Origin of the sequence: Streptomyces sp. ADI95-16 (assembly GCF_003721495.1) — a bacterium.
Classification (GTDB): Bacteria; Actinomycetota; Actinomycetes; order Streptomycetales; family Streptomycetaceae; genus Streptomyces; species Streptomyces goshikiensis.
The window spans coordinates 4,652,230-4,668,118 of record NZ_CP033581.1 but is presented as its reverse complement, the minus strand read 5'-3'; the positions used below and the strand labels follow the sequence as shown (position 1 = coordinate 4,668,118).

Annotated in this window: 18 protein-coding genes; 4 read left to right on the top strand and 14 right to left on the bottom strand. The window is 71.8% G+C overall.

Going from position 1 to position 15,889, the window contains the following annotated elements:
* Positions 1 to 45 precede the first annotated feature (45 nt).
* The gene (locus EES41_RS20720) at positions 46 to 1,233 is read left to right on the top strand and encodes a LamG domain-containing protein (RefSeq protein ID WP_123079838.1); all 1,188 of its coding nucleotides are present in this window, start codon (positions 46 to 48) and stop codon (positions 1,231 to 1,233) included.
* Positions 1,234 to 1,241: 8 nt separating this feature from the next.
* Here the strand turns inward: EES41_RS20720 and EES41_RS20715 are convergent, their stop codons facing one another.
* Positions 1,242 to 1,820, bottom strand: a complete 579-nt coding sequence (locus EES41_RS20715; protein ID WP_123079837.1) for a M23 family metallopeptidase — start codon at positions 1,818 to 1,820, stop codon at positions 1,242 to 1,244.
* Between the two features lie 397 nt (positions 1,821 to 2,217).
* Positions 2,218 to 4,743 carry an ATP-dependent Clp protease ATP-binding subunit gene (locus EES41_RS20710; RefSeq protein ID WP_123079836.1) on the bottom strand — a complete coding sequence of 842 codons (2,526 nt, stop codon included), beginning with the start codon at positions 4,741 to 4,743 and terminating at the stop codon, positions 2,218 to 2,220.
* A gap of 451 nt (positions 4,744 to 5,194) precedes the next feature.
* Here EES41_RS20710 and EES41_RS20700 point away from each other — a divergent pair, with 451 nt between their 5' ends.
* A complete protein-coding gene (locus tag EES41_RS20700) occupies positions 5,195 to 5,866 on the top strand; it encodes an SCO3374 family protein (protein ID WP_123079835.1) in 672 nt (223 codons plus the stop codon).
* Here the strand turns inward: EES41_RS20700 and EES41_RS20695 are convergent.
* The 7 genes from EES41_RS20695 to EES41_RS20670 form a co-directional block, all read right to left on the bottom strand.
* Positions 5,848 to 6,183, bottom strand: a complete 336-nt coding sequence (locus tag EES41_RS20695; RefSeq protein WP_123079834.1) for an Lsr2 family protein — start codon at positions 6,181 to 6,183, stop codon at positions 5,848 to 5,850. The two genes, EES41_RS20700 and EES41_RS20695, sit on opposite strands and share 19 nt — an antisense overlap.
* A gap of 165 nt (positions 6,184 to 6,348) precedes the next feature.
* The gene (locus EES41_RS20690; protein WP_008743298.1) at positions 6,349 to 6,879 is read right to left on the bottom strand and encodes an amino-acid N-acetyltransferase; all 531 of its coding nucleotides are present in this window, start codon (positions 6,877 to 6,879) and stop codon (positions 6,349 to 6,351) included.
* 9 nt (positions 6,880 to 6,888) lie between these two features.
* Positions 6,889 to 7,314: a BlaI/MecI/CopY family transcriptional regulator gene (locus tag EES41_RS20685; RefSeq protein WP_123079833.1), complete on the bottom strand. Its 426-nt coding sequence runs from the start codon at positions 7,312 to 7,314 to the stop codon at positions 6,889 to 6,891.
* A 159-nt stretch (positions 7,315 to 7,473) separates the two neighbouring features.
* Positions 7,474 to 7,641, bottom strand: a complete 168-nt coding sequence (locus EES41_RS41515; RefSeq protein WP_164495897.1) for a hypothetical protein — start codon at positions 7,639 to 7,641, stop codon at positions 7,474 to 7,476.
* 13 nt (positions 7,642 to 7,654) lie between these two features.
* Entirely contained in the window at positions 7,655 to 8,266 is a 612-nt protein-coding gene (locus EES41_RS20680) for a hypothetical protein (RefSeq protein WP_123079832.1), read from the bottom strand.
* Positions 8,267 to 8,392: 126 nt separating this feature from the next.
* The gene (locus EES41_RS20675; RefSeq protein ID WP_073774324.1) at positions 8,393 to 8,578 is read right to left on the bottom strand and encodes a DUF397 domain-containing protein; all 186 of its coding nucleotides are present in this window, start codon (positions 8,576 to 8,578) and stop codon (positions 8,393 to 8,395) included.
* Positions 8,579 to 8,700: 122 nt separating this feature from the next.
* Positions 8,701 to 9,450: a GntR family transcriptional regulator gene (locus EES41_RS20670; protein ID WP_123079831.1), complete on the bottom strand. Its 750-nt coding sequence runs from the start codon at positions 9,448 to 9,450 to the stop codon at positions 8,701 to 8,703.
* Positions 9,451 to 9,582: 132 nt separating this feature from the next.
* Here EES41_RS20670 and EES41_RS20665 point away from each other — a divergent pair, with 132 nt between their 5' ends.
* Together EES41_RS20665 and EES41_RS20660 are read left to right on the top strand one after the other, a co-directional pair.
* On the top strand, positions 9,583 to 9,924 hold the full coding sequence (locus EES41_RS20665; protein ID WP_123079830.1) for a hypothetical protein: 342 nt from the start codon (positions 9,583 to 9,585) through the stop codon (positions 9,922 to 9,924).
* Positions 9,925 to 9,934: 10 nt separating this feature from the next.
* Complete coding sequence (locus EES41_RS20660; protein ID WP_123079829.1) at positions 9,935 to 10,246, top strand: hypothetical protein; 312 nt, start codon at positions 9,935 to 9,937, stop codon at positions 10,244 to 10,246.
* 52 nt (positions 10,247 to 10,298) lie between these two features.
* On the opposite strand, the gene EES41_RS20655 is transcribed toward EES41_RS20660, so the two are convergent.
* Genes EES41_RS20655 through EES41_RS20635 form a run of 5 tightly spaced genes read right to left on the bottom strand, consistent with a single transcriptional unit; the run spans position 10,299 to position 15,806 of the window.
* Positions 10,299 to 11,108 (bottom strand): type III pantothenate kinase, encoded by an 810-nt coding sequence (locus EES41_RS20655; RefSeq protein ID WP_123079828.1) that lies wholly within the window; start codon positions 11,106 to 11,108, stop codon positions 10,299 to 10,301.
* Between the two features lie 3 nt (positions 11,109 to 11,111).
* Positions 11,112 to 12,098: a carboxylating nicotinate-nucleotide diphosphorylase gene (nadC, locus tag EES41_RS20650; protein ID WP_123079827.1), complete on the bottom strand. Its 987-nt coding sequence runs from the start codon at positions 12,096 to 12,098 to the stop codon at positions 11,112 to 11,114.
* A complete protein-coding gene (locus tag EES41_RS20645; protein ID WP_123079826.1) occupies positions 12,095 to 13,834 on the bottom strand; it encodes an L-aspartate oxidase in 1,740 nt (579 codons plus the stop codon). Before EES41_RS20645 ends, nadC begins: the two co-directional genes overlap by 4 nt.
* Positions 13,831 to 14,841: a pantoate--beta-alanine ligase gene (gene panC, locus EES41_RS20640; protein WP_123079825.1), complete on the bottom strand. Its 1,011-nt coding sequence runs from the start codon at positions 14,839 to 14,841 to the stop codon at positions 13,831 to 13,833. The genes EES41_RS20645 and panC overlap by 4 nt, the downstream gene beginning before the upstream one ends.
* Complete coding sequence (locus EES41_RS20635; RefSeq protein WP_123079824.1) at positions 14,838 to 15,806, bottom strand: Rossmann-like and DUF2520 domain-containing protein; 969 nt, start codon at positions 15,804 to 15,806, stop codon at positions 14,838 to 14,840. Before EES41_RS20635 ends, panC begins: the two co-directional genes overlap by 4 nt.
* Positions 15,807 to 15,889: the final 83 nt, after the last annotated feature.

The following is a 15,889-nucleotide window of genomic DNA, read 5'->3' as shown; positions in this document are numbered from 1 at the left end:
GTGGCTGCCGGAAGCTCGGCTTCCCGCGTGTTTTAGCATCCGGGCATGTCCTTTGGTACTCCTCCCCCGAGCAACGAGCAGCCCGAACCCGCCCCCGAGGGCGGCAGCGGCGGCTACGGCTACCCGTCCGGCCCGCCGGTACCCGGCTACGGGTACCCGCCCGGGCCTCCCGTGGGCGCCGGCGGGTACGGCTACCCGCAGGCGGCCGGGCCGAACCCGTACCAGGACCCGCCCCGGCAGGGCGCACCCAACCCGTACCAGGACCCGCCGGCCGCGGCAGCGGCTCCCGAGGCCTTCCCCGAGCCCTTCCCCGAGGCCTTCCCCCTGTCCGGCCCCTCGTCCACGGAGCCGGACTGGGAGGCCCTCAGCGAGCGCGCGGCGAAGGAACGCCGCCGGAAGCGGATGTGGGCGTGGGGCGGCGCGGTGACCGTACTGGCGCTGCTGGCCGGCGGCGGCGCGTTCCTGCTGGTCTCCGGATACGGCACGAAGGGGGAGGACGACAAGCCGGACACGTCCGCCTCGGGCTCGCCGAAGCCGGGCACGTCGGGGACGGAGGAGAACTCCGCGCTGGTGGCGGGCGATCCGACGGTGATCCGCGACCTGAGCGGCAGCATCGGCCTGCGGATGGGCGAGGACGCCTCGGTGGTGCCGCTGGGCGGGCGGCACGAGGTGAAGATGCGGGGGAACTCGAAGTCGTACGCCCAGGCCGCGGAGCGGGTCGTGGACACGACCAAGAGCTTCACGGTCACGGCCCGCCTGTACAACCTCGCCGAGAAGACCTCCCGTATCGCCGTCAGTCAGGGCGACGGGGAGTCCTTCACCTTCGAGCTGGGCGGGGACCAGGTGAACGGCAAGCTGACCTGGATGTTCCGCGTACAGACGGGCGACAAGGGGGCCGCGGCCACCGCGGTGACCGTCGCCGCCGGGCCGGCGCCGAAGAAGGACCGGACCACGCTGACGGCGACCTACGACGCCGAGAAGAAGACGATCGCGCTCTACGTGGACGGGAAGCCGGCCGGCAAGGCCGAGCAGGTTCCCGCGATCTGGCAGGGCCCCGGCCCGTTCCAGCTGGGGCGGGCCCGCCACCACGGGCTCTGGAGCGGCTCCTGGTCCGGGTCCATGGACCGGGTGCGGGTCTTCGACGCCGCCCTGTCGGACGAGCAGGTGGCCGCGTACCAGGAGGGAAAGCTGGACTCGGCGGTCAAGCCGAGTCACTCGTGGCTGGTCAGCTGACCGGCCGATCAGACGGAGAGGCCGACGCCCCGCAGGAAGGAGACCGGGTTGACGGCCGAGCCGTAGTTGGCCGTGGTGCGGATCTCGAAGTGCAGGTGCGGACCGCTGGAGTTGCCGGTGTTGCCGGACAGGGCGATCAGCTGGTTCTTCGCGACCTTCTGGCCGATGTTGACCTTGATCTTCGAGAGGTGCGCGTACTGGGAGTACGTGTTGTTGGCGTGCTTGATCACGATGGCGTTGCCGTACGCCGGGCCGTCGCCGCCGCCGTTGGGGCCGGCCTTGACGATCACACCGGAGCTGGCGGCGTGGACCGGGGTGCCGACCGGGACGGCGAAGTCCTGGCCGGAGTGCTTGTGGGACCACATGGTGCCGCCCTTGCCGAAGGTGGCGGAGAGCGTGTAGCGGGCGACCGGCTTGGCCCACAGGGCCGACTTCTTGGCCTTCTCGGCCTTCTTCGCGGTGGCCGCAGCGGGAGCCTCGGCTGCGAAGGCGGCGGTCGTCCCCGCCCCGAGGGCCAGCGTGACACCGAGACCGGTGGCGACGAGGGCGGTACGGGTACGACGGGTGCTGACGCGCTTCGCGAACATGTGGTGACCTCCGGGGCCGGGGACAAGGACGTGTGGGGCAACAAGCGACCCGGCGCTCCGCCGATGCGGATGCCGGGCTTGCCCAACCTTGGTAACCCGTGTCCCCGGACTTCCCCAAACGTCCCGATTACTACGGGAGCTCGTAGCCGGTGAAGGGACGTCCACCCTGTTGACCCTTGCCCCGACTGGGTCCAGGGGTGCCGCAAAACGGACACTTGATCTACGAAACGCCCTCGTAGGTCCGATTTGTCCTGTGCGGCTTGTCACCGGCGGAAGCCCCTGCGGCAGCCCCTGCGGCAGCCCCGAGGCACGCGAAAAGGGGCGGCCCCGGAGCCTTTCGGTTCCGGGGCCGCCCCTTCGTTCGTACCGCTAGGAGCGGCTAGCGCTCAGCGCGCGCTCAGGCGCCCTTGGAGAGGTCCGGGCCGGAGCCCGTCGCCTCGATCGGGGGGAGGTCCGGCAGAGCCGACTTCTCCTCGCCGCGGAAGGTGAACTTGGCGGCCTCGCCCTCACCCTCCACACCGACGACCACGATGTGACCGGGGCGCAGCTCGCCGAAGAGGATCTTCTCCGACAGCATGTCCTCGATCTCGCGCTGGATGGTCCGGCGCAGCGGGCGCGCACCCATGATCGGGTCGTAGCCGCGCTTGGCCAGGAGCTGCTTCGCCTCACCGCTGAGCTCGATGCCCATGTCGCGGTCCTTGAGGCGCTCGTCCACCTTGGCGATCATCAGGTCGACGATCTGGATGATGTCTTCCTGCGTGAGCTGGTGGAAGACGACCGTGTCGTCGACACGGTTGAGGAACTCGGGCCGGAAGTGCTGCTTGAGCTCTTCGTTGACCTTCGCCTTCATCCGGTCGTATCCGGTCTTGGTGTCGCCCTGGGCCGCGAAGCCCAGGTTGAAGCCCTTCGAGATGTCCCGCGTACCCAGGTTGGTCGTCATGATGATGACCGTGTTCTTGAAGTCCACGACCCGGCCCTGGGAGTCGGTCAGGCGACCGTCCTCCAGGATCTGGAGAAGGGAATTGAAGATATCCGGGTGCGCCTTCTCGACCTCGTCGAAGAGGACGACGGAGAACGGCTTCCGGCGGACCTTCTCGGTCAGCTGGCCGCCCTCTTCGTAGCCCACGTAACCGGGGGGCGATCCGAAGAGGCGGGAAACCGTGTGCTTCTCGCTGAACTCCGACATGTCGAGGGAGATCAGCGCGTCCTCGTCGCCGAAGAGGAATTCGGCGAGCGTCTTGGAGAGCTCGGTCTTACCGACACCGGACGGACCGGCGAAGATGAACGAACCACCGGGACGCTTCGGGTCCTTCAGACCCGCACGGGTACGGCGGATGGCCTGGGAGAGCGCCTTGATGGCGTCCTTCTGGCCGATGACGCGACGGTGGAGCTCGTCCTCCATGCGCAGGAGGCGGGAGGACTCCTCCTCCGTGAGCTTGAAGACGGGAATGCCGGTCGCGGTCGCGAGGACCTCGGCGATGAGCTCGCCGTCGACCTCGGCGACGACGTCCATGTCGCCGGCCTTCCATTCCTTCTCGCGCTTGGCCTTCCCCGCCAGCAGCTGCTTCTCCGAATCACGGAGGGAAGCCGCCTTCTCGAAGTCCTGGGAGTCGATGGCCGACTCCTTGTCGCGACGCACGTTCGCGATCTTCTCGTCGAACTCGCGGAGGTCCGGCGGCGCGGTCATCCGGCGGATGCGCATCCTGGATCCGGCCTCGTCGATCAGGTCGATCGCCTTGTCCGGGAGGAAGCGGTCCGAGATGTACCGGTCGGCCAGGGTGGCCGCCTGCACGAGGGCCTCGTCCGTGATGGAGACGCGGTGGTGGGCCTCGTAGCGGTCGCGCAGGCCCTTGAGGATCTCGATCGTGTGGGGGAGGGAAGGCTCCGCCACCTGGATCGGCTGGAAGCGGCGCTCAAGGGCCGCGTCCTTCTCAAGGTGCTTGCGGTACTCGTCGAGCGTCGTGGCACCGATGGTCTGGAGCTCACCACGGGCCAGCATGGGCTTCAGAATGCTCGCGGCGTCGATCGCGCCCTCGGCGGCGCCCGCACCCACGAGGGTGTGGAGCTCGTCGATGAACAGGATGATGTCGCCGCGGGTGCGGATCTCCTTCAGCACCTTCTTGAGGCGCTCTTCGAAGTCACCGCGGTATCGGGAACCGGCGACCAGGGCACCGAGGTCAAGCGTGTAGAGGTGCTTGTCCTTGAGGGTCTCGGGGACCTCGCCCTTGACGATCGCCTGGGCCAGGCCCTCGACGACGGCGGTCTTGCCGACGCCGGGCTCGCCGATGAGGACCGGGTTGTTCTTGGTCCGGCGGGAGAGCACCTGCATGACCCGCTCGATCTCCTTCTCGCGCCCGATGACCGGGTCGAGCTTGGATTCGCGAGCGGCCTGCGTGAGGTTGCGGCCGAACTGGTCCAGGACGAGCGAGGTCGAGGGGGTTCCCTCGGCCGGGCCGCCGGCGGTGGCCGACTCCTTGCCGCCTCCGGAGTACCCGGAGAGCAGCTGGATGACCTGCTGCCTGACTCGGTTGAGATCGGCGCCCAGCTTCACGAGGACCTGGGCGGCGACGCCCTCGCCCTCGCGGATCAGGCCGAGCAGGATGTGCTCGGTGCCGATGTAGTTGTGGCCGAGCTGGAGGGCCTCTCGGAGCGAAAGCTCCAGGACCTTCTTCGCCCGCGGGGTGAAGGGGATGTGGCCGGACGGGGCCTGCTGCCCCTGACCGATGATCTCCTCAACCTGCTGGCGAACAGCCTCGAGCGAAATCCCGAGGCTCTCCAGGGCCTTAGCGGCGACACCCTCACCCTCGTGGATCAAGCCCAGGAGGATGTGCTCGGTGCCGATGTAGTTGTGGTTGAGCATCCGGGCTTCTTCCTGAGCCAGGACGACAACCCGCCGCGCGCGGTCGGTGAACCTCTCGAACATCGTTTATCGCTCCTCAGAGCGGTCGGGCAGTTCGGGGTCGGTCCCCGCCCTGTCCTTCCGCATGCTAGTCCCGCGGGGCGGGACAGCTCATTCCAACTGCCGACATCCGCTCGCGGCTCACCCCGACATCGGTAGGGAAAACCGGCTTGAAGAGCCGACAACTGCTCCAACCCGATGGTGCGAGACGATGTTCCCGCAGGCCAGGCAGATACCCGTCACAGGTGTACGCCGATGGCGAACGGAAGGCGCTCAAATCAGCGTGTCGCCCCGTACCACTAGGAATGTCTTACCCGTAAGCACTGACACTCCATGCTCTCAGCCCCGGTTCCCTCCGCTAAGGGCGAACACGCTTCCGTCTCGAATGTGGGACACCCGGCTCGCGGATGTTTACGTTCCGTATCGACGACGGTGCGGTGCGTAACCCTGTGGCGTTTCGGGAGTTGCTCCGGACATGGCTGTCAACGTGCCGCCCCTCGCTCCCGTTCCCGCCGCCACCGTCCCGCCGCCGCGGAGCGCTCCCGGAGGCCCTCGCGGAGCGGCCGGGGCGCCGGACGGGGCCTACGCCCGCTGGTACGGGCGGGAGCTCGGCTGGAGCCTCGTGGGAGGGCCGCCCGGACAGCTGGTGACCGGGACGCGGTTCGACGTGCTGGAGCTGCCGTCCGACGCCGGGGCACAGGTGCTGCGCCGGCCGGTCGCCACGGGCCCGGTGGCGGTCATGGGCCGCCGGATGCGGTTCCTGGTGGCTCCGGGGAGCGCGGAGGAACTGGACGGGCTGCTCGACTGGCTGGAGTGGGGCGGGGTCGCCCTGGATCTCGCCGCCCTGGGGGCGGGAGGCCGGATCACCGCCCCGGTGCCGCCGGGAAGCCCCGGGGCGCAGGGGAGTCCCCGGGGAGCCGCCGTGTGGCTGCGGCCCCCCGAGCAGGGGTGCGAGGCACTGCTGCCCGCCCTGGCCGGTCCCGGGCACGGAAGCACCGGAGCCGATCTCGTCCGCCTGGTCGCCGCGGCGGCGACGGAATGCCACCGGGCGCGGCTGAGGCGCCGGACGCCCCCGCGGAGCGCCGCGGCCGGGCCCTTCACGGGCCGGCCGGGTCAGGCCCTGCCGGGTCAGACCCGGTTCTCGTAGGCCTCGCGGATCTCCTGCGGGACGCGCCCGCGGTCGTTGACGCTCATGCCCTGGGACTTCGCCCAGGCGCGGATCTCGGCGGTGTCCGGGTTACCGGACGCCGCGGCGGCCCGGCCCTTGGCACGGCCGGTGGAAGCGCGCCCACCGGTGCGGCGGCCGCCCTTGGTGTACGGGTCGAGCAGACCGCGGAGCTTTTCAGCGTTGGCGGTGGTGAGGTCGATCTCGTAGGTCTTGCCGTCCAGAGCGAACGTCACGGTCTCGTCCGCCTCGCCGCCGTCGAGGTCGTCGACAAGAAGGACCTGAACCTTCTGTGCCACCGGATTTCCTTTCATCGAAAATGCAGTACGCGGAAAGGAAACCGCTTTTGCCTGGAAAACACAAACCCCCGGCGAGAGGTTCAGGATCACAACAGGGCGGGAAACGTGCGCGATTCGGACATAGGTCACAGGTGCGCGGAGCTCCGGAAAAGCCCGTGCCATCGATCACAGGTGCAGAAGCATCCGGCTGTTGCCCAAGGTGTTCGGCTTCACTCGTTCGAGACCGAGGAACTCGGCGACGCCCTCGTCATAGGAACGCAGGAGCTCCATGTAGACATCGGTCTCGACCGGGGTCTCGCCGATCTCGACGAAGCCGTGCTTGGTGAAGAAGTCCACTTCGAAGGTCAGGCAGAAAACCCGGCTGACCCCGACGAGGCGGGCCGTCTCCAACAACTGCGCCAGCACCTGGTGGCCCACGCCGGCGCCCTTGCTCTCGCGGTCGACCGCGAGAGTGCGGACTTCGGCGAGGTCTTCCCACATCACGTGGAGAGCGCCGCAGCCGACCACTTGCCCGTCCGAGTCGCGTTCCGCGACCCAGAACTCCTGGATGTCCTCGTAAAGGACGACGGGGGCTTTGTCGAGCAGGATCCGCTGCTGTACGTACTGGTCGAGCAGGCGGCGCAGCGCGGGAACATCACCGGTGCGCGCGCGGCGGATCGTCACTGATTTTGCGTCTGGCGCGGAAATCTCACCCATGCCCGGACGCTATCGCCCCGGCTCGGGCCCGTGCTCGGCGGAGTCCGCGTCGGCGGCCGGCGGGGCGGCTTCGCCGTCATGCCCGACGATACGGATGGCGTCCCGGAGGGCTTCGCGCTGTTCCGCCGACATCATGCCGAAGAAGGCGACGAGAGCGGCCGCGGGGTTGTCGCTCGTCGACCACGCTTCGTTCATCAGTGCGGCCGAGTAGGCGGCGCGGGTGGAGACCGCCGTATATCGATAGGCGCGGCCTTCGGCTTCCCGTCGGACCCAGCCCTTCTGATGGAGATTGTCCATAACGGTCATGACCGTGGTGTACGCGATGGACCGTTCCTGCTGGAGGTCTTCCAGGACTTCACGAACAGTGACCGGGCGGTTCCACTGCCACACCCGCGTCATGACCGCGTCTTCGAGTTCTCCCAAGGGGCGAGGCACAACAGCACGATAGTGCGAGTTGTACGGAATTGCCCGGCCATTCGCGCGGCAAGGCGCAACAAAAACCGGGGGCGCCGCCCCCGACGAGGTCGGAGGGCGTGCGGCCCCGGCTGTTGCCGCGGCTGCCCCGGCGGCTTCCCGCCGCGGCTGCTCCTGCGGCTACTTCTGCGGCTGGCGGGCGGCCTCGGCGCTCGCGAGCACGGCGTCGACCGCCGCGTCTTCCTTGGCCTTGTTGGCGCCGCCCTGGCTCTTCACGATCGTCACCACGAGGGCGATGAAGAACACGGCCATCACGACGGGGGGCACGAGCGCGGAGACGTAGTCCATGCCCCCAGCCTAGCTACCCGGCGGCGCGCCCGGCCTTCTGGGGCGGGGTGGGCTTGCGGCGCGGCGGGAACACCTCGCCGGGGGTCGGAATGGGTCGCTCTGGGTGCGCCGGCTGCGGCGCGGGACGCGGCGCGGGCTTCGGTTCGGGCTTGGGCTCCTCGGCCGGGTTCTCCTCCTTGCCGCCCGCCAGGGCCAGCAGCCTGGTCCGGGGCGACGGGGTGGTCGAGAGCCTGCGGCGCACGGAGCGCTCCGCGACGATCTGGGCGCGCTCCAGCAGCGCGGCGGCGACCGCGTTGGCGCGGAGCGCGCGCAGGGCGGCGAGATCGTCGGGCACGGGCTCGTAGCCGGCGGCCAGGGCGTCCTGGAGGAGCTCCAGGTAGCCGGAGAGGCTGCCGGGCAGCGCGCCCCGGTAGCGGGCCAGGTCCGCGAGGAGGAACTCTCTGAGCCGCCCCGCCTCCCGGACCGCCTCGTCCACCGTCTGCGCGAGGCGCAGGCAGTCCGAAACCTCGGCGGCCGACAGGGGGGCCGTGGAGGACTGAAGGGCGTGGGCGAGCGAACGCCTGAGCACGTGCAGCTCAGCGGCGCCGAACGCCATGCCGCCGCGGGATCCGTAGGGCGTGGGCATGGGCCGAAGATACGCGCTAATCGGACAAAATCCCCCGAAGTGGGCTGCGCGCGGCGCGGCGGTACGCCCAGTCGGCCGCCGGGCCCGGCCCGCGGGCCGCCGCGCGCCGGACCTCCGGCCGTTCTGTCAGCCGGCTTCCTTGACCGCCCGCAGGAAGTCGGTCCAGGCGGCCTGGGTGGTGGCCATCACGAGGTGCGCCGGGTCGACCCGGTCGGCGACCCTTACGAGGGAGCCGGGCGAGGAGGAGACGTACACACAGGCCTCCCCCTCGCCACAGAACGAGGACTTCTGCCAGTCGGTCGCAGCGGTCATGGTGTTCTCCTCCGGTCGCGGGCGCGCGCGGGGTCGCGGTGGTTCCGTGGGCGACGGTAACCCCCGGACGGACCCGATCAGGTCATTTCCGCGGAAAATCACACGCTTCCCGCCCCGCGCTGCTAGACGGGGAACGTGTACGCGATCTCGTAGCGGGCGTCGGGGACCACGAGGTCGGCGGTCTCCACGGGGCGGCCGTCGGCGTCGAAGTAGGTGCGCTCGATCTCCGTGATCAGGTCACCGACGCTGATGCCGAGCAGGTTGGCCTGAACCTGGGTGGCGCGGGACGGGCGGGGGACCTCCAGCACGTTGGTCACGGTGACGCCGATGGACCGCATGCGCGCGACGACGCCGGCGCCGCGCAGTTCGCCGACCTCGGGGAGGACGATCGCGGTGCCCTCGGTGATGGCCAGCGGCTCCCAGGACTCGGAGAGTTCGACGGGGCTGCCGTCGGCCATGAACTCGTAGCGCGTCAGGACGCAGGGGTCGCCGGGCTCGATCGCGAGGCGTTCGGCGATCCGCTCGGGCGCGGGAACCCGGGCGTCGGTCTTGGAGTCCCAGGTTCCGGCCAGGCCGTGCACGGCGCTCTCGGTACGGAAGGGACTGCCGGCGCGCGGATCGCTGCGGCGGGTGCGGAGCATCCGCATCCGGCGGCGCGGGGTGCGGACGTAGGTGCCGGAACCGGCGCGCCCTTCGAGGAAGCCCTCGATGATCAGCCGCTCCATCGCGCGCTGGGTGACGCTCTGTCCGACGGCGTACTCGCGGGCGAAGCGCGCCCGGGACGGAAGTTTGTCGCCGACCGCCCACTCCCCCGCTTCGACGCGGGCCCGGATCGACTCGAACACCTGCAAGTACGGGGTTTCACGGGGCATTTGGGCCGTCCTGTACACGTCCGTCCTGCGTTGGCCGACGTTGACAAAGCTAACCCATCAGGTTAAAGCTGATTGCTCAGCATTACGACGGGTGACCGACCGCTCGCCCTGAGCTCGCCCTGAGGGGGACTCGTGTGTTCCGCCGAGACACAAGCAGCGGCCCTCGCCGCCCTGCTCAGCGCGGCGCTCGGCGGCGCCGAGACCCGTACCGAGGCGACGTGCGACCGCATCCGGATCGAGGCGGACCTGCCCGGCGAGCTGGCCGCGGCCGCGCACGCGGCGCTGCTCAGCGCGCTGGCCGCGGGGGCCCGGTACGGCCACGAGCGCGTCAGCGGCGGCGCCGAGACGGTCTGGGTCGAGATCGACGTCGAGATCGACAAGGACGGCCCCCGGCAACCGGATTCACCCCGGACACCCCGCACGCCCCGCACCCCCCGAGCACCCCGTACCCCCCGAGCACCCCGGTCGAAGTGAGGTCGAGCGAGTGATCACAGCCGAGTTCGAGACCACCGTGACGGACGTCGTGACCTGCGAGGCCTGTTGGCGGGAGCCGGTACAGGCCGCCCGCACGGCGTTCCGCGGCGCCCGGCGCGACCTGCTGTGCGCCTCCTGCGCGGAGCAGGGCTACCCGGTGCGCGTCGAGCTGTTCCCGCCGCTGGGCGTCTACGGGCTCACCTGGGACAAGGTGACCATGGACAAGCACCGCAACCCGGGTTACCCGGAGCAGCCGCCCAACCCCGGCCCGCCGCTGCCCAGTCCCGCGCCGACGCCCACCCCGGGCAGGCCGCCCGTATGACGGACCGGCCCCGGCCCCCGCGGGGGCCGGGGCCGGGAGACGGGGCCGTCGGTCACTCGAAGTTGGGCACGTTGCGCTCGTAGACCAGCCGCAGCCCGATCAGCGTCAGCCAGGGCTCGTGGTCGTCGATGACCGAGGCCTCGCCGAGCACGATCGGCGCGAGGCCGCCCGTGGCGATGACGCGGACGTCGTCCGGGTCGCCCTGCGCGCCCGCCAGCTCCTTCGCCATCCGGGTCACGATCCCGTCGACCTGGCCGGCGAACCCGTAGACCACGCCCGCCTGCATCGCCTCGACCGTGGACTTGCCGATCACGTTGCGCGGCCGGGCCAGCTCGATCTTGCGCAGCTGGGCGCCCCGTACGCCGAGGGCCTCCATGGAGATCTCGATGCCCGGGGAGATCACCCCGCCCACGTACTCGCCCTTGGCGGAGACCGCGTCGAAGGTGGTCGCCGTGCCGAAGTCGACGACGATCGCGGGGCCGCCGTAGAGCTCGACGGCCGCTACCGCGTTGATGATGCGGTCCGCGCCGACCTCCTTCGGGTTGTCCATGAGGATCGGGACGCCCGTCTTGATGCCCGGCTCCACGAGCACCGAGGGAACGTCGCCGTAGTAGCGGCGGGTGACCTCGCGCAGCTCGTGCAGGACCGACGGCACCGTCGCGCAGATCGCGATGCCGTGGATGCCGTCGCCCAGCTCGTTGCCGAGCATCGGGTGCATGCCCATCAGGCCCTGCATCAGGACGGCCATCTCGTCGGCCGTCCGGCGCGGGTCGGTGGAGACGCGCCAGTGCTCGACGATCTCGTCACCGTCGAACAGGCCCAGGACCGTGTGGGTGTTGCCCACGTCGATGGTGAGGAGCACGGGTTACACCGCCTCGCGCAGATCGAGGCCGATGTCCAGGATCGGGGAGGAGTGGGTGAGCCCGCCCACCGCGAGGTAGTCGACGCCCGTCTCCGCGTAGGCGCGGGCGTTGGCCACGGTCAGGCGGCCCGAGGACTCCAGCACCGCGCGGCCGCGGACCAGGGCGACGGCCTCCTCGGTCTCGATCGGCGTGAAGTTGTCGAGCAGGATCAGGTCGGCGCCCGCTTCCAGGGCCTCGCGGACCTGCTGGAGGGTGTCCACCTCGACCTCGACGGGCAGGTCGGGGAACTGCTCGCGGACGGCCTTGAACGCCTCGCGGACGCCGCCCGCGGCGATCACGTGGTTGTCCTTGACCAGCGCCGCGTCCGAGAGCGACATCCGGTGGTTGACGCCGCCGCCGCAGCGCACCGCGTACTTCTCCAGGCAGCGCAGGCCGGGCGTGGTCTTGCGGGTGTCGCGGACCTTCGCCTTGGTGCCCTCCAGCTCGTCGGCCCACTTGCGCGTCGCCGTCGCGATGCCCGACATCAGGCACAGCAGGTTCAGCGCGCTGCGCTCGCCGGTCAGCAGGTCCCGGGTGCGGGCCCGGACCGAGAGCAGCACCTGGCCGGCCTCGACGCGGGCGCCGTCCTCGACGTGCCGCTCGACCTCGAACGTGTCGGTGAAGACGACCGACAGGACGGCCTCGGCGACCCGCAGGCCGGCGACCGTGCCCGCCTCGCGCGCCGTGAAGTCGGCGGTGGCGACGGCGTCCTCGGGGACGGTGGCGACGGTGGTCACGTCCACCCCGCCGTCCAGGTCCTCGGAGATCGCCATGTGGGCGATGTCCTCGACCTCCACCGGGTCCAGGCCCGCGTCCGCGAGGAGCTGGGCCAGCGCCGGGTCGAGGCCGCTCTCCTCGCCCTCGCCGCAGGCGCAGTCGTCGCCGCAGCCGCCTGTGGACTCGTCGAGGAGGGGAAGCTCGGCGTGCTCGTGCGATTCGGGGGTGCTCACGATGACTGCTCCTGGCTCAGGGGGTGCCGTACGGACGGAAAGTCCGAGGTGTCGGTGGGGGTGACGACCAGGGCCCGCTTCTCGGTGGCGGACAGCCTGACGACGAGGTGGCGGCGCCAGTGCGCGTCGTCCCGGTCGGGATGGTCCTCGCGCCAGTGGCAGCCGCGGGTCTCCGCGCGCCGCTGGGCGGCGGCGACCAGGACCCGGGCCACGCACAGCAGGTTCGTGGCCTCCCAGGTCTCGGTGCCGGGCACCGCGGTCTTGCCCTGGGTCTCCAGTTCGGTCAGGGCCTTCGCGTAGAGGCCTTCGAGGGCCTCGGCCGCCGTGCGCAGGGACGCGGCGGAGCGCAGGACGCCCGCGCCGTCCGTCATGATGCGCTGGATCTCGTACCGCGCCTCGGCGGGCTGGAGCGGGCCGGTGGCGGGCACCGGGATGCCCGGGCCGCTGCCGGCGGGCGCGCCCGAGGCGATGTCCTCGGCGATCCGCTCGGCGAAGACCAGGCCCTCCAGCAGGGAGTTGGAGGCGAGCCGGTTCGCGCCGTGCACACCGGTGCAGGCGACCTCGCCGCACGCGTACAGGCCGGGCACGGTGGTGCGGCCGTGCAGGTCGGTGCGTACGCCGCCGGAGGCGTAGTGCGCGGCGGGCGCGACCGGGATGGGCTCGGTGACCGGGTCGATGCCGTGGGAGCGGCAGGCGGCCAGGATGGTCGGGAAGCGCTGCTCCCACATCCGGGCGCCGAAGTGCCGGGCGTCCAGGTACATGTGCCGCGCGCCCTGCTCCTGCATGCGGCGGGTGATGCCCTTGGCGACGATGTCGCGGGGGGCGAGCTCGGCGAGCTCGTGCTGCCCCAGCATGAAGCGGACGCCGTCCGCGTCGACGAGGTACGCGCCCTCGCCGCGGACCGCCTCCGACACCAGGGGCTGCTGCCCTTCGGCGTCGGGGCCGAGGAACAGCACGGTCGGGTGGAACTGGACGAATTCGAGGTCGGAGACCTCGGCGCCGGCGCGCAGCGCGAGGGCGACGCCGTCGCCCGTGGAGACGGACGGGTTGGTGGTCGCGGAGAACACCTGGCCCATGCCGCCGGTCGCGAGGATCACGGCGGGCGCGTGGACGGCGCCGACGCCGCCCGGCTGGCCCTCGCCCATGACGTGCAGGGTGACGCCGGCCGTACGGCCCTCGGCGTCCTGGAGCAGGTCCAGGACGAGGGCGTTCTCGACGGTCTCGATGCCGGCCGCGTGGACGGCCTCGACGAGGGCCCGGGAGATCTCCGCGCCGGTGGCGTCGCCGCCGGCGTGCGCGATCCGGCGGCGGTGGTGGCCGCCCTCGCGGGTCAGCTCTATCTCGCCGGTCTCGGCGGAGGTGTCGAAGACCGCGCCGGTCGCCATGAGGCGGCGCACCGCGTCCGGGCCCTCGGTGACGAGGAGGCGCACGGCTTCCTCGTCGCACAGGCCGACGCCCGCGACGAGGGTGTCGGCCTGGTGCTGCTCGGGGGTGTCGCCGTCGCCGAGGGCGGCGGCGATGCCGCCCTGGGCCCAGCGGGTGGAGCCGTCGTCGAGCCGGGCCTTGGTGACCACGACGGTACGACGGCCCGCGGCGGCGCAGCGCAGGGCGGCGGTCAGGCCCGCGACGCCCGAGCCGATGACCACGACGTCGGCGTCGACGGCCCATCCGGGGGCGGGGGCGTGCAGCCGTATGCCGGTGCCGGGGGCGCCTGTGCCGGTGCCTGGGGTGCTCACGTGTGTGCTCCGAACTCCAATGGGATGTTGTCGATCAGCCGGGTCGCGCCGACCTTGGCGGCGACGGCCAGCACTGCCTGCCCGGTGAAACCGGGGCCGGCGTCGGTGAAGTCCTGGGGGTCGACCAGCGCGAGGTAGTCCAGTACCAGGGGCGGCTCGTAGCGGCCCGCCTCCTCCAGGACGTGCCGCGCGGCGGCCCGTACGGCGTCCGGCAGGCCACAGCCGGGCAGTCCGGCGCCCGCGGCCGACACGGCGTGCGCGTCGGCGGAGGCGCGGATCTCGCCGAGCCGGGCCAGGGCGGTGGCCCGCTCGTCGCTGGCCGGGGCGGCCTCGGCGCGGGCGACGAGCGCGGCCTGGGCGGCGAGGCGGTCCCGGCCCGCGAAGAGGGCGCGGGACAGGGCGAGGGCGGTGCGGCGCTCCGTGGCGGAGAGGTAGCGGTTGCGGGAGGACAGCGCGAGGCCGTCCTCCTCGCGGACGGTCGGTACGCCGACCACCTCGACGGGGAAGTTCAGGTCGGTCACCATCCGCCGGATCAGCGCGAGTTGCTGCGCGTCCTTCTGGCCGAAGAGGGCCAGGTCGGGGGCGGTGAGGTGGAGCAGCTTGGCGACGACGGTCAGCATGCCGTCGAAGTGGCCGGGGCGGGTGGCGCCTTCGAGGAGGCCGCCCATGGGGCCGGCGGCGAGCCGGACCTGGGGGTCGCCGCCCGGGTAGACCTCGTCGACGGACGGGGCGAACACGGCGTCGGCGCCGGCCGCCGCGGCGAGGCGGAGGTCGGCGTCGAGGGTGCGGGGGTAGCGGTCGAGGTCCTCGTTCGCCCCGAACTGGAGGGGGTTGACGAAGACGGTGACGACGACCTGGCCCTCGGGGCCGGCCAGCTCGCGGGCGGCTCGGACCAGGCTCGCGTGGCCCTCGTGGAGGGCGCCCATGGTCATGACGACGGCGCGGCGGCCGGTGCGCGGGAGCGCGCGGAGCTCCTCGGCGGTGTGGAGCGGCAGCTCGGCGGTCATCGGTCGGTGCTCCCTTCGGCGCCGTTCGCTCCGTCCGCGTCGCCCGGGCCGGTCGGGCCGGTCGGGCCGTCGGCCCCGCCGTCCGCGAGTACGCCGAGCAGGTCCTCGGCGAGTTCGGGCTTGAGCAGGCCGTGGGCGAGGGCGCGGTCGGCGGTGGTGCGGGCCATGGCGAGGTATCCGGCGACGGCGGCGGGGGCGTGCTTGCGCAGTTCCGAGACGTGGGCGGCGACGGTGCCGGCGTCGCCGCGGGCCACCGGGCCGGTCAGGGCGGCGTCGCCGGAGCGCAGCGCGTTGTCGAGGGCCGCGCCGAGCAGCGGGCCGAGCATCCGGTCGGGGCGTGCGACGCCGGCCTTGTGGAGCAGCTCCATCGACTGGGCGACCAGGGTGACCAGGTGGTTCGCGCCGAGGGCGAGGGCCGCGTGGTAGAGCGGACGGTTCTCCTCCGCGATCCACTCGGGTTCCCCGCCCATCTCGATGACCAGGGCCTCGGCGGCGAGCCGCAGCTCGTCGGGGGCGGTCACGCCGAAGGAGCAGCCGGCCAGGCGCTGGACGTCGACCATGGTCCCGGTGAAGGTCATCGCGGGGTGCAGGGCCAGCGGGAGCGCGCCCGCGCGGCGGGCGGGGTCGAGCACGGCGGTCCCGTAGCGCCCGGAGGTGTGGACGAGGAGCTGCCCCGGCCGGATCGCGCCGGTCTCGGCGAGGCCCTCGGCGAGCGCGGGCAGCGCGTCGTCGGGGACGGTGAGCAGGACGAGGTCCGCGTGCTCCAGGACCTGCGCGGGCGATACGAGCGGTACGTCGGGCAGCATCTCGGCGGCGCGCCGGCGGGAGGCGTCGGAGACGCCGGACACGGCGACGGGCCGGTGCCCGGCCTGCTGCAGGGCGCGGGCCAGCGCGGGGCCGACCCGTCCGGCCCCGACGACGCCGACGGCGAGCCGGGCGGGTCGCGGTTGCTGGGATGAGTTCACGCGGGGAGTGCCTTCCGTTCCAGTCCGCGGGGGGTACCGGACGATACGCCGCCATGCTAGCTCCTGGGCGTGTTGGCCGGTCG

What these genes read in the sequence shown, in the direction of transcription:
- EES41_RS20720 (WP_123079838.1), top strand. Translation starts at nt 46, where the DNA reads ATGTCCTTTGGTACTCCTCCCCCGAGCAACGAGCAGCCCGAACCCGCC.
- EES41_RS20715 (WP_123079837.1), bottom strand. Translation starts at nt 1,820, where the DNA reads ATGTTCGCGAAGCGCGTCAGCACCCGTCGTACCCGTACCGCCCTCGTC.
- EES41_RS20710 (WP_123079836.1), bottom strand. Translation starts at nt 4,743, where the DNA reads ATGTTCGAGAGGTTCACCGACCGCGCGCGGCGGGTTGTCGTCCTGGCT.
- EES41_RS20700 (WP_123079835.1), top strand. Translation starts at nt 5,195, where the DNA reads ATGGCTGTCAACGTGCCGCCCCTCGCTCCCGTTCCCGCCGCCACCGTC.
- EES41_RS20690 (WP_008743298.1), bottom strand. Translation starts at nt 6,879, where the DNA reads ATGGGTGAGATTTCCGCGCCAGACGCAAAATCAGTGACGATCCGCCGC.
- EES41_RS41515 (WP_164495897.1), bottom strand. Translation starts at nt 7,641, where the DNA reads ATGGACTACGTCTCCGCGCTCGTGCCCCCCGTCGTGATGGCCGTGTTC.
- EES41_RS20680 (WP_123079832.1), bottom strand. Translation starts at nt 8,266, where the DNA reads ATGCCCACGCCCTACGGATCCCGCGGCGGCATGGCGTTCGGCGCCGCT.
- EES41_RS20675 (WP_073774324.1), bottom strand. Translation starts at nt 8,578, where the DNA reads ATGACCGCTGCGACCGACTGGCAGAAGTCCTCGTTCTGTGGCGAGGGG.
- EES41_RS20670 (WP_123079831.1), bottom strand. Translation starts at nt 9,450, where the DNA reads ATGCCCCGTGAAACCCCGTACTTGCAGGTGTTCGAGTCGATCCGGGCC.
- panC (WP_123079825.1), bottom strand. Translation starts at nt 14,841, where the DNA reads ATGACCGCCGAGCTGCCGCTCCACACCGCCGAGGAGCTCCGCGCGCTC.